The sequence below is a fragment of the Microbacterium sp. Root280D1 genome, from assembly GCF_001428975.1.
Classification (GTDB): domain Bacteria; phylum Actinomycetota; class Actinomycetes; order Actinomycetales; family Microbacteriaceae; genus Microbacterium.
The window spans coordinates 932,144-946,194 of sequence record NZ_LMJK01000001.1 but is presented as its reverse complement, the minus strand read 5'-3'; the positions used below and the strand labels follow the sequence as shown (position 1 = coordinate 946,194).

At 65.0% G+C, this 14,051-nt stretch carries 15 protein-coding genes; 8 read left to right on the top strand and 7 right to left on the bottom strand.

All coding sequences use genetic code 11. The annotated features are described in order from the left end of the window. Positions 1-3 precede the first annotated feature (3 nt). Both ASE34_RS04555 and ASE34_RS04550 read right to left on the bottom strand, forming a co-directional pair. Positions 4-672: a BON domain-containing protein gene (locus tag ASE34_RS04555; protein ID WP_056276983.1), complete on the bottom strand. Its 669-nt coding sequence runs from the start codon at positions 670-672 to the stop codon at positions 4-6. Next, on the bottom strand, positions 669-3,185 hold the full coding sequence (locus ASE34_RS04550; protein ID WP_056276981.1) for a phosphoketolase: 2,517 nt from the start codon (positions 3,183-3,185) through the stop codon (positions 669-671). Before ASE34_RS04550 ends, ASE34_RS04555 begins: the two co-directional genes overlap by 4 nt. 157 nt (positions 3,186-3,342) lie before the next feature. Between ASE34_RS04550 and ASE34_RS04545 the strand changes: the two genes are divergently transcribed. The 3 genes from ASE34_RS04545 (at position 3,343) to ASE34_RS04535 (ending at position 6,164) form a co-directional block, all read left to right on the top strand. Continuing rightward, entirely contained in the window at positions 3,343-3,765 is a 423-nt protein-coding gene (locus ASE34_RS04545) for a pyridoxamine 5'-phosphate oxidase family protein (protein WP_056276978.1), read from the top strand. 79 nt (positions 3,766-3,844) lie between these two features. Next, positions 3,845-4,315 carry a universal stress protein gene (locus tag ASE34_RS04540; protein WP_056276975.1) on the top strand — a complete coding sequence of 157 codons (471 nt, stop codon included), beginning with the start codon at positions 3,845-3,847 and terminating at the stop codon, positions 4,313-4,315. A gap of 82 nt (positions 4,316-4,397) precedes the next feature. Next, positions 4,398-6,164, top strand: coding sequence for a heavy metal translocating P-type ATPase (locus tag ASE34_RS04535; RefSeq protein WP_157538118.1), 1,767 nt, complete (start codon positions 4,398-4,400; stop codon positions 6,162-6,164). Here ASE34_RS04535 and ASE34_RS04530 read toward each other — a convergent pair. Both ASE34_RS04530 and ASE34_RS04525 read right to left on the bottom strand, forming a co-directional pair. Next, entirely contained in the window at positions 6,161-7,000 is an 840-nt protein-coding gene (locus tag ASE34_RS04530; protein WP_056276971.1) for a universal stress protein, read from the bottom strand. The two genes, ASE34_RS04535 and ASE34_RS04530, sit on opposite strands and share 4 nt — an antisense overlap. Positions 7,001-7,037: 37 nt before the next feature. Next, positions 7,038-7,709, bottom strand: a complete 672-nt coding sequence (locus ASE34_RS04525; RefSeq protein WP_056276968.1) for a BON domain-containing protein — start codon at positions 7,707-7,709, stop codon at positions 7,038-7,040. A gap of 191 nt (positions 7,710-7,900) precedes the next feature. Here ASE34_RS04525 and ASE34_RS04520 point away from each other — a divergent pair, with 191 nt between their 5' ends. Genes ASE34_RS04520 through ASE34_RS04510 form a run of 3 tightly spaced genes read left to right on the top strand, consistent with a single transcriptional unit; the run spans position 7,901 to position 9,436 of the window. Continuing rightward, a complete protein-coding gene (locus ASE34_RS04520) occupies positions 7,901-8,104 on the top strand; it encodes a hypothetical protein (RefSeq protein ID WP_056276965.1) in 204 nt (67 codons plus the stop codon). Positions 8,105-8,123: 19 nt separating this feature from the next. Continuing rightward, positions 8,124-8,483: a DUF5655 domain-containing protein gene (locus ASE34_RS18325; protein WP_414855532.1), complete on the top strand. Its 360-nt coding sequence runs from the start codon at positions 8,124-8,126 to the stop codon at positions 8,481-8,483. Then, positions 8,450-9,436: a hypothetical protein gene (locus ASE34_RS04510; protein WP_157538086.1), complete on the top strand. Its 987-nt coding sequence runs from the start codon at positions 8,450-8,452 to the stop codon at positions 9,434-9,436. Before ASE34_RS18325 ends, ASE34_RS04510 begins: the two co-directional genes overlap by 34 nt. Positions 9,437-9,458: 22 nt before the next feature. Here ASE34_RS04510 and ASE34_RS04505 read toward each other — a convergent pair whose 3' ends face one another. The 3 genes from ASE34_RS04505 to ASE34_RS04495 form a co-directional block, all read right to left on the bottom strand. Next, positions 9,459-9,734, bottom strand: a complete 276-nt coding sequence (locus ASE34_RS04505; RefSeq protein ID WP_056276957.1) for a hypothetical protein — start codon at positions 9,732-9,734, stop codon at positions 9,459-9,461. A gap of 296 nt (positions 9,735-10,030) precedes the next feature. After that, the gene (locus ASE34_RS04500; protein ID WP_157538084.1) at positions 10,031-10,999 is read right to left on the bottom strand and encodes a polymer-forming cytoskeletal protein; all 969 of its coding nucleotides are present in this window, start codon (positions 10,997-10,999) and stop codon (positions 10,031-10,033) included. A gap of 176 nt (positions 11,000-11,175) precedes the next feature. Beyond that, positions 11,176-11,544, bottom strand: a complete 369-nt coding sequence (locus tag ASE34_RS04495; protein WP_056276953.1) for a GyrI-like domain-containing protein — start codon at positions 11,542-11,544, stop codon at positions 11,176-11,178. A 151-nt stretch (positions 11,545-11,695) separates the two neighbouring features. On the opposite strand from ASE34_RS04495, the gene ASE34_RS04490 reads away from it, so the two are divergent. Both ASE34_RS04490 and ASE34_RS04485 read left to right on the top strand, forming a co-directional pair. Next, on the top strand, positions 11,696-12,124 hold the full coding sequence (locus ASE34_RS04490) for a MarR family winged helix-turn-helix transcriptional regulator (protein WP_053098809.1): 429 nt from the start codon (positions 11,696-11,698) through the stop codon (positions 12,122-12,124). A 250-nt stretch (positions 12,125-12,374) separates the two neighbouring features. Further along, positions 12,375-13,976, top strand: coding sequence for an SPFH domain-containing protein (locus tag ASE34_RS04485; RefSeq protein WP_053098808.1), 1,602 nt, complete (start codon positions 12,375-12,377; stop codon positions 13,974-13,976). The last annotated feature ends 75 nt before the right edge of the window (positions 13,977-14,051 follow it).

Sequence of the window (14,051 nt, the reverse complement as noted above, 5' to 3'; positions counted from 1 at the left end):
CGGTTACCGGGCGCGCACCTCGATGCGATTGTCCACGTATGTCACGTGTGGTGAGGCCCAGGCCGCGTCTGCCGCTTGACTCTTCTCCGGCCAGGAGCGCACTGTGCCGGTGAGGATCGCCGTGGTCCCTTCGATCGCGACAGAGACCGCGTTCGCATCCACCGCCGCGTTCCGAAGTATGGCACCACGAATGCGCTCTTCTGCATCTTCCGCCGACGGCCGGGCGCTCAACGTGATCAGGCTGTTCACGTTCCTGACCCCGCGAAGGTGTTGTACTGCGCGCTTCGCCGACCGGCGTTGGTGGTCCCACTCGACTTCCCCCATGAGCGTGACTTCGCCGTCGTCGATCACCGCTTTGACCGTGTTCGGCACGTTCGCGGTGGCGTGGAGGGCGTGGTCGACTTCCCTAGCCACATCGGTGTCGGTGATCTGCGCGCCGTCCATCGGGCGCACGATCATGTCGTCGACTACGGTGCTCACGCCGCGGACGCGGAGAGCCGCGTGCTTGACCGTGAGGCGCTCAGAGTAGCTGTTCACCTCCCCCGACAGGGCAACCGCGCCGTCTGTCACAGCCACTCCGATCGCCGCGTCATCGAGACCCGGTGTCCATTGCAGCTCCTGAGAGACAGCCCTTTGCACATCTCGATCGTCGATGTGTTCTGTCGTGTTCATCGTCTTGTTCCTTTCGACCGCTCTTCGTCGAGGGCTTCACCACTTGCTGCTGGCTCTGGCTCGTGCCATTCCCAGTTCCTGATCTCAGGCGCGTCTTCTCCGTGGAGCCGCGTGTAGGCCCTCGCTCGCACGCGCGAATCCTGCATCTCCTGACGCAGGACAGCCTCCCGGGGTCCCAGGCCGGGCACATGGTCGATCACGTCCATCACGAGGTGGAAGCGGTCGAGGTCGTTCATCATCACCATGTCGAACGGGGTGGTCGTCGTTCCTTCCTCGATGTACCCGCGGACGTGGAGCTGGTCGTGGCCGTGTCGACGGTATGTCAGACGATGGATCAGCCAGGGGTACCCGTGGTAGGCGAAGATCACCGGCCTGTCGGTGGTGAAAATCGCGTCGTATTCTCGATCTCCGAGGCCATGCGGATGCTCCCCCTCGGTCTGCAGGCGCATGAGGTCGACGACGTTCACCACGCGCACCTTCAAGGAGGGAAGCCGCTGGCGAAGGATGGATGCCGCAGCGAGCACCTCCAATGTCGGCACGTCGCCGGCCGCGGCGAGCACCACATCGGGTTCCTCGCCGGCATATTCGGAGCCCGCCCAGTCGAAGATGCCGAGTCCACGGGTGCAGTGCTCGATGGCCGCATCCATCCCGAGCCAGTTGGGTGCGGGCTGCTTTCCTGCGACGACGACGTTGACATAATCGCGTGAGCGCAGACAGTGGTCGTAGGTCGACAGGAGGGTGTTCGCATCGAACGGGAGGTACACGCGCACGACGTCGGCCTTCTTGTTGACGACATGGTCGATGAAACCGGGGTCCTGGTGCGAGAGCCCGTTGTGATCCTGCCGCCAGACGTGCGAGCTGAGCAGGTAGTTCAGCGAGGAGATCGGGCGACGCCAGGGGATGCTCCGGGAGGTCTTCAGCCACTTGGCGTGCTGATTGAACATCGAGTCCACGATGTGGATGAACGCCTCGTACGAGTTGAGCACGCCGTGTCGTCCCGTCAGCAGGTACCCCTCGAGCCAGCCCTGACACTGATGCTCACTGAGCATCTCCACCACCCTGCCGGTGCGCGACAGATGATTGTCGGCATCCATCGGCAGCGACTCCGCGTTCCACTGTTTGTCTGTCACCTCGAAGACGGCATCAAGTCGATTGGATGCCGTCTCGTCGGGACCGAAGATGCGGAAGTTCTCGGGGTTGGCCGTGATCACGTCACGAAGCCAGCCTCCGAGGACGCGGGTGGCCTCGCTCACAGTGGCACCGGGGCTGGGCACGTCGACGGCGTAGTCGCGGAAGTCAGGGAGTCGCAGTTCTTTCCTCAGCAGCCCGCCGTTGGCCACCGGGTTCGCACTCATACGGAGCTCTCCTTCTGGAGCCAGCGCCGTCACCCACTCAGCCACTGCACCTTTCTGATCGAAGAGCTCTTCCGGCCGGTACGACAGCAGCCACGAGTGAAGCAGCTCTGTGTGCGCTTCAGTATCGCGCGCGTCACGCAGCGGCACCTGGTGTGAACGCCAGTTGTTCTCCGCCGGATGCCCGTCGATCTCGTGCGGACATGTCCATCCTTTCGGCGTGCGCAGGATGATCATCGGCCATGCCGGCCGGGTGCGGAGAACGCCGGCCGCGGCATCCGCTTTGATCTGTGCTACGTGGTCGAGGACGTCATCCAGCACGATCGCGAAACGTCGATGCACGTCGATCGGGTCCTCGCCATCGAACCCGCCGGAGGCGAGATATGGAGTGTGCCCGTACCCACGCATGAGGGAGAGCAACTCCTTCTCGGGCATACGTGCGAGCACTGTCGGGTTGGCGATCTTGTACCCGTTCAGGTGAAGAATCGGCAGAACGACGCCGTCGTGCAGCGGATCGAGGAACTTGTTCCCGTGCCAGCTCGTTGCCAGCGGCCCCGTCTCCGCCTCGCCGTCTCCGACGACTGCAGCGACGAGGAGGTCGGGGTTATCGAACGCGGCGCCGTACGCGTGAGAGAGGGAATAGCCCAGTTCCCCACCCTCGTGGATCGACCCGGGCGTCTCCGGCGCCACATGGCTCGGGATTCCTCCGGGGAACGAGAACTGGCGGAAGAGACTGCGCAGTCCGTCCTCGGAGTGGTCGATGCTGTTGTAGACCTCGCTGTACGTGCCGTCCAAGTAGGCGTTTGCGACCATTCCCGGTCCCCCGTGTCCTGGCCCGGCGATGTAGATCGTCTGGAGAGAGCGTTCTCGGATCACTCGGTTGAGGTGGGCGTAGATGAAGTTCAGCCCCGGGGTCGTTCCCCAGTGTCCGAGGAGTCGAGGCTTGATGTGCTCGGGTCTGAGCGGCTCGCGGAGTAGCGGGTTGTCGAGAAGGTAGATCTGCCCTACCGACAGATAGTTCGCCGCCCGCCACCAGGCGTTCAGACCCTCCAGAGTCGACGCGGCAGGATGGTTTCCGGCTCCTCGGGGCCAAGAGGATGTGGTCGCGGTGTCGCCACGAGTCTCGGTCTGCGCGGGAGATGAAGTCCGAGATGCGTCCATGCACGCAGTCTTGCCCGGGGACGGTCGCGGGATAGAGCCGAAGGTCCCTCGCCCGTGCCGATGCAGCCCACGCGATGACGGGACCTTGGTCCCCCGGCTCGCTGAGTCCCCCGTGCACGATGAGAGCGAGACAGGAACCTCTCAGGACGGGAGAATCATGACTGAGATCGAACGCTCGCCGACACGACAGCTGACCGAGGACGAGTGCTGGGAACGTCTCGCCCGAGCCCCCTACGGACGGATCGCCTGCGGTGCGGCTGGAGAGATCGACATCTTCCCGATCAACCACAAGACCGACGGCCGAACGATCATCTTTCGCACCTCGGCAGGCACGAAGTTGCTCGAGCTGACCATCCGCGCGGCCGTCGCCTTCGAGATCGACGGCTACGACGAGCATGAAGCCTTCAGCGTGGTGGTGAAAGGGACAGCCCAGGAATTCGATCGCGACGCCGACGTGCTCGCGGCAGAACGACTGAATGTGCACCCATGGGCCCCGGAAGAGAAGGACCGCTGGGTACGGATCGATGCGTCTGAGGTTCGCGGCAGGGTCTTCGATCTTGAGGCGCAGAGCGCGCCCTGACCCCGCAAGGGCGAAGGCCCCGACGCTCCGTGTGACCTTTGGCCCAGTGACCTGAAGCGAAAAGCAGGATCGTGAAGCTATGTCGAGCACACACACACACCACATTGTCGTCGGCGTGGACGGATCCGATTCCTCTATCGACGCCCTCCGCTACGCAGCACGTCTGGGGAAGGCACTGAAGGAGCCTCTGCATGTCGTCACGACCTGGACGGCTCCCCCGATCGATCCGTACTTGGCTATCGAGTGGTCACCCTCTGAGTTCGCCCGCGAAGCTCTGGACGAATCGATCCAGGGAGCATTCGCCGGCAACCCACCACACGACCTCACCAGCGAAGTGCTGCTCGGGTCGGCCGCACGAACCCTGATCGGCCTCAGCAACTCGGCATCGATGCTGGTGCTCGGCAGCCGCGGGCACGGCGGCTTCGTCGGGCTCCTCCTGGGATCAGTCAGCGCAGCCTGCGCGGAACACGCCCACTGCCCCGTGCTCATCGTTCACACGAAGAAGACGGTCGACAGCGAGCCCTCTCCGTCATCTTCGGACGAGACCTGAACCCTTGAGGCCCGTCCTGTTGCGGTACCCGATCATCACCCTCACGGTTCTCGTCTTCGTCGGAGTCATCGCGGCGCTCGTGATGGAAGCCGAGAACACCGGTCGTTGGGCGGCCACGATCTACGTCGCCGCCTTCATCAGCTGGACACTGGTGCGAATGGTGCGGGATGTGCTCCGAGGGCACGTCGGTCTCGACATACTGGCGCTCGTGGCGATGATCGCCACGTTGGCGGTCGGTGAGTACGTAGCGTCGCTGATCATCGTGTTGATGCTGTCGGGAGGCGAGGCGCTGGAGGACTTCGCCGGACGACGCGCAAAGCGCGACCTCTCGGCACTTCTGGACCGTTCGCCTCGCACCGCGCACGTCCTGGAGTATGCCGACGCGGACGCTGGCGAAGCCATTCATGACGTTCCCGTCGACGAGGTCAAGATCGGGGATGTGCTTCTCATCCGCCCTTCAGAGATAGTGCCCATCGACGGGTCCCTTCTCACGGAGACCGGATCCTTCGACGAGTCGTCGCTGACAGGCGAGAGCATGCCGGTCACCCGTGAGATGGGCGGCGAAGTGATGTCCGGGGCGATCAACGGAAACCGGGCGGTACGGATCCGAGCAGTGCGGACCAGCGAGGACAGCCAGTACCAACAGATCGTCGCACTCGTGCGCGCAGCGGAAGACTCCCATGCGCCCGTGGTGAGGCTGGCCGACCGATTCGCGATCCCGTTCACCGCAGTCTCGCTCGTTCTCGCCGGGACCGCGTGGGCGTTGTCGAATGATCCGACACGGTTCGCAGAGGTCCTGGTCTTGGCAACGCCCTGTCCACTCCTGATCGCCGCCCCGGTCGCCTTCCTCGGCGGGCTCTCCCGGGCTGCGAAGGCCGGCGTGATCATGAAGGGCGGCGCCGTCATCGAGCAGATCGCCCGCGTGCGTTCCGCCGCCTTCGACAAGACGGGAACCCTCACCCAGGGCCGCCCACGACTCATCGAAGTCCGACCCGCCGAAGGCTTCGATGAGGATGAGCTCCTGATGCTCGCCGCCTCCGCAGAGGAGTACTCCTCACATGTTCTCGCCGACGGTATCCGTCGCGCTGCGGAGGATCGCGGCCTCGCGCTGCGCACCGCCAGCGCCGCACGTGAAGAAGCGACCAACGGCGTGGTGGCGACGATCGACGGGCGCACCGTGACCGTCGGGAAGCCCGCCTACGTCACCGCCATTGCACCCGATACTCCCAGGGCCGCGCTCGACGTCGGCGAAGCCGCCGCATACGTCGCCGTGGACGGACGATTCGCCGGCGTTCTGGTACTTGCCGATGACGCGCGCCCCGAAGCCGCGTCCGTGGTGTCCTGGCTCCGGAGTCACGGCATCGAACGGATCATCATGCTGACCGGCGACGTCCGGTCGACGGCGGAATCCGTGGGACATCGAATCGGTGTCGACGACATTCACGCGGAACTCCTCCCGCCCGAGAAAGTACGGCTCGCGCAAGACCTGCAGCCACGCCCGGTGATGATGATCGGCGACGGAGTCAACGATGCCCCTGTGTTGGCCGCCGCCGACATCGGCGTGGCGATGGGCGCGAAGGGCGCGACGGCGGCCGGCGATGCCGCCGACATCGTGATCCTGGTGGATTCGCTGTCGAAGGTCGTGGACGCCGTATCCATCGGCCGTCACACGCTGCGGGTCGCCCTCACGGCGATCTGGATCGGCATCGGGCTGAGTCTCGCGCTCATGATCGTGGCGATGACCGGAATCATCCCCGCAGTCGCTGGCGCGGTCACGCAGGAGTTGGTGGATCTGGCCACGATCCTCTACGCATTGCGGGCGTTGCGGGGCCCGCGGGATCTCGCTTAGCGCACCACGACGGTGGCGGTCGCGAGCCGGGAGAGGACTTCCTCGCTGGTGGATCCGAGAAGAAAACGAGCGATCGCCCCGCGCCCGTGAGACCCGACCACCGCCAGCCGGGCTTTGGCTGCCCGGTCGCTGATCGTCCGTCCCGGAGTGCCCCTCTCCACCACGCGATGCACGACGAGATCCGGATACTGTTGCCCGATCCCCGCCAGCGCAATGGCGAGTGTCTCTTCTGCCGCCTGCTGCATCCCTGACAGGTAGGTCGACGGGTAACCGTGCATCCCCACAGGCAGCGGAACGGTCGTCCATGTCGTCACAGCCGTGAGGACGTCGCCAGCTCTGTCAGCCTCCTCGGCAGCGAACGATATTGCTCGCTCGGAATCAGCCGATCCGTCGATGCCCACGACAACTCCACTTCGGTTAGTGAGATCGATGTCGGGCACCACCGCGACCGGGCTATGAGCGCCCGCCGCTATGCGGACACCGTGCAGACCGCGTCGGTCCCCTTTCGACGGACCACGGTGGTCGCTTCCGATGACGAGGAGATCGCAGACTATCGAGGCCTCGATGAGTTCGCCGACCGGATCGCCCCGCCCCACACGCGTGTCGACGGTCAGTCCCCGTGACTGCAGCCGAGTCGCCTCACGCGCAAGCATCGCCGCCGTCAACGCGAGAGCCTCCCGGAGCATCTCCCCCTCCCCGACCGCACCTACAGCACCACCGACGATCGAGATGAGGGTGAGTCTGCCACTGCGGTCATATGCGCGTCGTGCCGCCCACTCGACCGCCTCACGCGAAGCGTGAGTGTCGACGACGCCGACCAGGATGCTCTCCGGCATGGGATCCTACTTTCCGCTCCAGCGAACGCTCTCGTCATCAATCTGACTGGACTCTCACGTTGTTCTCGACCTCAGTGATGTGAGGAGAGGCCCACGCGGCACGACCTGCCTGCTCCTTCTCTGCCCACGACCGCACATGTCCGGACAGGGTGGCCCTGTTCCCGATGACGGTGACGACGATGTGGTTGGCGTCGAGCTGCGCGTTGCGGACAAGCGCGTTCCTGATTCGCTCCTTCGCATCGCTGGCAGAGACTCGAGCGAACAGCGTGATCCTGTTGTCGACCCGATGCACCCCGCGCAGATGCTGCACGGTTCGCTGCGCGGCCCGGCGTTGGAAGTCCCAGAGAACCTCGCCGGTGAGAATCACGTTGTGATCCGACACCTCAGCTTTGACTGTGTCGGGGACATTGTCTGCCCACTGCAGAGCGCGTCGCACCTCCCGGGCGACGTCCGTGTCCGTGATCGTGATCGATGCCTTCGGGTGCACGGTCAATGCGTCGACGACGGTCGACACGCCTCTCACACGCCGTGCCGCACGCTTGGCAGCGAGACGCTCCGAGTGCTGGTCGACCTCACCAGTGAGGATCACGGCGCCGTCCTCGACAGCAACGCCGATTCCGGCGGCGTCCACGTCCGGGGTCCAATCGAGTTCGTCCTGAACGGCGGTCTGGATGTCGTGGTCGCTGCGCGCCACGGTGGGAGTGCTCATTGCTCGTCCTCTCTTCGGTGCGGGCGATATCGCGCGCTATCCACAGACTTCCCGACTTCGCGAACCCCATGCAGGGTCATTGGTCCCGCAGGGACTGGATCAGAGGCGACCCATGACCGTCTCGGTCATGGGTCAAGGTTGAAAGGACTTCCGACCCAGGAGCTGCGCCCGGGCTGTGTGAAGCTCCGTCCATGCACGAACAACCGAGTCGAATCAGGGTCGTTGAGAAAGCCGGCCCGTGGGGGTTCTTCTTCCTGCTCTGCTACATCGGTGCTGCCATCTATTTCGTCTCGAACTCCAGCGGGGGTTTCTGGGAGGTCGTTCTCGGCCTGCTTCAGGCAGCGGTCTGGCCCGTCTACGTGACCTTCCACGTGCTCGGCATCCTCGGGGCGTGACGGCACACCCGGTGTGACGATGCAGATGGTGGGAGAACAGCTGTTCGTTCCTGATGAACGGGCGGTCGAGATCTACCGCGTCTTCGCTCGCTCTGTCAGTGCTCTCGCGCATGTTCGACTCATCGTGACTCGGAGCCAGGTGGCATTCTGGGCGCGGCACCCTTTCGCTTATGCGTGGAACCCGTCCCGGTACATCACGAGCGCAGTACCGATGGTCGTCTCTGTCGCGACGAATGGACCGCTGAGCTCTTCACGGATCAAGGAGGTTGTCCATCCGTCGCCGCGGACCTGGATGCATCACATCGAGCTCCGCTCGGTCACCGATGTCGATGAGGAACTTCTTCGATGGGTCGTGCAGGCCTACCAGGAAGCAGCCTAGCTGGCTCCGCACTCGCCCTCGTTCACACTGTCGGTGGGACCTTCGGTCCGGAAGTCATGGTCCCTGCGGGCCATGCTGTCTGGGTGAGGCAGTCAGAGGAGATCAGCTTTCTCGGCAAGGTCACCGTGGCCCATGTCGTCACCTACTTTGTGGTGGGCGCGGCCGCAGCGGCGATGCTCGATTACGAGTCGGTGTTCGCAGCACCAATCGTGCGTGACTACATGAAGGATTTCGGATCCGTCGCCGTGCTGATCGGGCCGCTGGTGCAGGTTTTCCGTGGTCTTATCATCGCCGCCGTGCTTCTGCCGTTCCGCTCTGCTCTCATACCGCGCTACGGGTGGCTTCGCCTGTGGATGCTGCTCATCGGGATCGGCATCCTCTCGACCGCAGCTGCGGCACCATCATCGGTCGAAGGAGTCATCTACACCAGACTTCCTCTGTGGTATCACTTAATCGGCTTGCCCGAGATGCTCGGACAGACCCTCCTCTTCAGCATCGCTACTGCGCTGATAGCCCGCCACCCGACGGGAGTGCTCGCCGCACTCCCGCCGATCTTCGAGCGCCTCCTGCGCGCACTCGTGGCGGCATCTCTGGCGTTCGCCGGCTATGCGGTCGTGTCGGTCCTCTTCGCTCTGTCCGCAGGCGCTGAGATCGACCCCGGGGAAAGTCTCACCCTCAAGGTCCAGGGCCTGTTCATCGCGCCGTTTCTTATCAACGGCATCATCGCATTCGTGGCGACTCACGGCTTGACTGCTCGGGCCCGCCTTGTCGCTGCCCTCGTCTCGTTCTCCGCCGGTGTTGTGGTGATCGCCCTCTATCAAGCAGTAGTGAGCGGCGGCACGAACCTCCCCTACGCGCTGATTGCACCTGCCGTTCCGGCGGCCATCCTGTGGGTGCTGATGCCGCGAGAGTCGAGGCGGAGTGGCCCGGAGCCTCTGGCCGACGTTAGATAGAGTCGGGAAGCCGCTTCGGAGATCACGGAGTCAACAGCTGCTGCTCTTGAACGGTTCCGCGCTGCCGCGCCTCCGATGACGGCTCTCGATCCGACGGGTCAGAGTCGACGGCGAAGATCCGACCCTCGATGCTGATCGGTACGAACGTCACCCAGCGCCGGTCAGTGGACGGAGACGGCTGCGGTGCATGGCCGTCGAGCCGGCGAGCCTCCGATCCTGGCGCGATGTCCTCTGCGTATCCGATCATGGACACGGTGAACGCCTCACGCGTGTTGTATCCATCGATCTGAACGGACATCAGGCTGTGAGCCAGGAAGTCTCTTGAGCCATTGCCGGAGGCGGCGCAGAACATGAGGCGACCGTCCTCTATTACGTGAGATACCGGCGTGGCCTCTCGACCAGTCACCACCTGCGCTGCGATACGGACGTCGGCGTCCGCGAATCTGTTCCAGCACTCGTCCTCAGCCATTTCTCTGCACTGTGCACGGTCTCCCCACGGGGATCCGGAGCGGACTAGTTTCACCATGGTTCCACGCTGGTCCTTCCGACGCGGTGGCGTAGAGTCCAACGTCCCATGTGTGACGGGGGCACACGTCAGTGAGTGATGTTCGCAGGCGATGCCTCCTGTGCTGGCCGCGTAGGCGACGTTTCCGTGGCGTGCCACGGTCGCTGACGGTGGATCTCGAGGAGCTGGGCGCCGAGGCCGAAGAACACCATGAGCAGCCATGCGACGATGTTCAGCCACGGGATCTGCAGAGCCGCGATGAGGATCACGCCGCCCAATAGCGAGCGGCTCACCGGCCGTCGGTCCCCGCGAAGGATGAGGGAACCGAGGTAGTGGGCGACGAACGGAAAGCTTGCGAGGGTCAGCAGGAACCAGGTGATTGTTACTGCGAGCGCTAGCGGAGCTCCGACAATCGTCGTGAAGAGCAACAGAAGCACCAGAGGCGCGGCAATCGACGCGACAAGACCAACGAGGAGCGCCTTCCACGGTGACGGACGAAGGTGGTCTGTCACTCGTCGCAATAGGCGCGGGAACAGAAGGGCGGTGAAGAGTGTGACGAGGCTGAGTGCGACGAGCGCGTAGACGAGTCCGAGGAGCCAGCCGGCGAACACACCCCATGGCGACACTTCGACCTTTGGCGACTGCGGCTGGCTGATGCGTTGCACTGAACCGGCGACCGCATCGTCGGCTATGGACGCTTCCGTGTCGCTGACGTAGGTAACATCACCTCCCACCGAGCCGGCGATGCGGAGGGTGCCGACGCTCAGCACAAGGTCCCTCCCCACAGCGCCGGTAACGTGCATGGTGCCTGTGGCGCCGACGAGATCGTCGCCGACGGTTCCCGTATCCGCAACGGTGACGTCGGCGGCGAGGATAGTGCCGCTGCGTGAGATGTCACCACTGATCGTGACGGTTTGCGCGGACAACCGCACGCTTCCTTCGATGTCGCCGGTGATGGTGATGCTCTGGGCAGCTGCGATCACGTCTCCGGAGATGTCCCCGCTGATCACGAGACTCTGCGCGGATGCGTACACGTCGCCGTCGATCGTTCCGGACACGTCTACGGAGACGCCACTGTAGAACTGCGGCCCCTGGGCGTCGCCTGGCGCGAGAGGTGCCTGCGATGACCCTGTGCCCTGCGGACTGGTCGCTGCCGCGCCCAGCCCGGTGGCGAGGATGACGAAGCCCAGGAAGAGTGCTGACGCACACCTCCGGAGGACATGCGACACGTTGATCATCGCCTGTCCCCTTGCTTGCTCGTCTTCCCGGTCTTGGTGACTGGCCAGCAGATGCGGGTCAGCAGGTGCTGAGGATCGGGTTCGGTCGTGGGGTCCGATAGGTAGGTTTCCCACATCAGACCCGCCGGGGCGAGGTTCGCTTCTGACATATGCCGCGCGGCATCTGCGTACGCGCTCCCGATCGTCTCGTACAGGCCGACATGCGTGGCTTCCAGCCGTTCCCCTGCTGGCAACATCCCTGAAATCACGTTGCGAGTCGGAACGAAGTGCGTGGCGATCGGGTAGCCCGCTTCGATATCGACGGTCTCAGTCGGCGTGCCGTAGTACGCAGGCCCGTCGAGATTTCCGTGACCAAACCGTTGCATTCGTTACCTCGCCGTTATAGAGTGATCGCACGGTGAATGTTTGCTGTGGCATACACCGCATGTGATTGCAGGACACTCTTGGTGCAAGGGACAAGGGCCGGTCGGGAGCCTCTCCGACCGGCCCTTTACTGTTGCCAGTACGCTGTTCTCCATGACCGATCGCAAGCTCGCCCTCGAGGCCTGGGAGAGCCTGTTCCGTGCACAGCACGAGCTGTTCACGGAGATGAACACCGACTTCGATGACACCGATCTCGGGCAGGCGGAGTATGACGTGCTGCTCACGGTGACCCGCTCCCCCGGCATGTCGGCCCGCCTGCGCGACGTCACGGCGAACATGCTGATCAGCCAGCCGAGCGTCTCGCGCCTCGTCGACCGCATGGTCGCCCGCGGACTCGTCTCGAAGTGCCCCGACCCCGACGACGGGCGCGGTGCGCTGATCAGGGCCACCGACGCGGGTGTGCGCCAGTTCCGCAGCGTCGCCACGGTGCATGGCCGGTCGATCGCCGAGCGGATGTCGCGCCTCGACGACGCCGAGCTGAAGACGCTCCGCGATCTGGCGGAGAAGCTCCGCGGTCGCTGACCCCGACGCACGCTCGCAGTCCGCGGTCGCTGACCGAACGAGCTCGGCGCATACGGAGGGTTTCCGCCGTACGGAGGATGTCGCGGCGCTGAGCCTCCTCCGTATCGCAGATCTCCTCCGCGTCGCCGGGATCCGGCGGCATCCCGTCCCGACACCCTCCCCTCTTTTCTGGCAGGGTGGAGCGTGAACGCCCGCGCGGCCGCGCCGGCATCCACGACCGCCCCCTCGGGGGGAACCAGGGAGGTCATCCATGGAGATCGCCGGAATCGTCGGCATCCTGATCATCGTCGGGATCGGCATAGCCATCGCTATCGTCGTCCTGCTCATCCTGCTGCTGTTCGCACGCAGCTGGATCAAGGTGGCTCGCGCCGATGAGGCGCTCGTCATCTCGGGGCGCAAGCAGAAGGTGCAGCGGGCCGTCATCTCGGCCGACGGCACGACCAGAGACGAGATGTCGGAGTCGCCCGTCACGGTCATCGTGAACGGCAAGTCCCTCGTCAACCCGATCACCCAGCGCCACGAGATCATCTCGCTGCGCTCGCGTCAGGTGTCGCTCAACGCCGAGGCCCAGTCGCTCGACAGCGTCACCCTCAACGTCGACGGCGTCGCCATCGTGAAGATCGGCTCCGACCCCATCCTCGTGCGCCGCGCCGCCGAGCGTTTCGCCTCGCAGGACAAGGCGATCGAGCAGTTCACCACTGAGCAGCTCGAAGGTGCGCTCCGTGGAATCGTCGCGACGCTGTCTGTCGTCGAGCTCATGCGCGAGCGCAAGAAGTTCTCCGACCAGATCGCCGCCGACGTCTCGCAGGAGCTCGCCGAGCAGGGTCTGATCCTTGACTCGTTCCAGATCAAGGGCATCACCGACAAGGTCGGCTACATCCAGTCGCTCGGTGCTCCCGAGATCCAGGCGAAGCGTCAGTCTGCCGAGATCTCGCAGACCAACGCCGACCGCGCGATCAACCAGAAGAACATCGCCAACCAGGAAGCCAACCTGGTCGAGCAGACGGCTCTCGACACGAACACCGCCAACGCCAACGCCGGCATCGGTCGGGCTCGCGCCGAGGCCGAGCAGGCCGAGAACCTCGCCCGCGAGCAGGCTCAGCAGGCCGTGCTGCAGCAGCAGGCGGAGAACCGCCAGGCCCAGCTCGACGCCGACGTCAAGCGCGTCGCCGACGCACAGCGCTATGAGGCAGAGACCCGGGCACAGGCCGAGCTCTACACGCGTGAGCGTGCGGCGGAGGCGGGCGCGATCGAGCAGGTGAAGCAGGCCGAGGCCCGCACCCGCATCGCCGAGCAGCAGGCGCAGGCCGACAAGGCCAAGGCCGACGGTGAGGCCGCAGCCGCGATCGCCCGAGCCACCGGTGAGGCCGACGCACTGCGTGCGCAGGCCGAGGCCGAGTCCGAGGCCCGCCGACTGCGCGCGAACGCCGAAGCAGACGCCATCCGCGCCGAGGGTGAGGCGCGTGCCGCCGCCGTCGAGGCAGAGGCGAAGGCCATCGCCTCGAACCAGGACGCGTTCCTGTCGCAGCGGGTGCTCGACACCCTGCCGTCGATCATGGCCGAGTTCTCGAAGGGCTACGCCGCGATCGGCAGCGTCTCGATCATCGGCGGCTCCGGCGAGGACGGCGCGTCGAGCGTCGTCGGCGCCGACAGCGCGAAGGCACTCAAGTCGGTGTTCGACAGCGTCAGCGCGGCGACCGGCCTCGACCTCGCGTCGATCATCCAGGGCCAGGCCGTGGGTCGCGGGATCGGCGAAGGCGTGGCTGCGGCATCCGCACCGTCCACGCCGACCCGCCAGTCTGCGCCGACCACCCCGCCGCCGCCGGCACCTCCGGCTCCCGCAGCGGAGTAGTCAGCACACAGCGCACAGCGGATGCCGCGGCCGATTCGGTCGCGGCATCCGTCGTCTCCGCCACCCGTGCTCCAT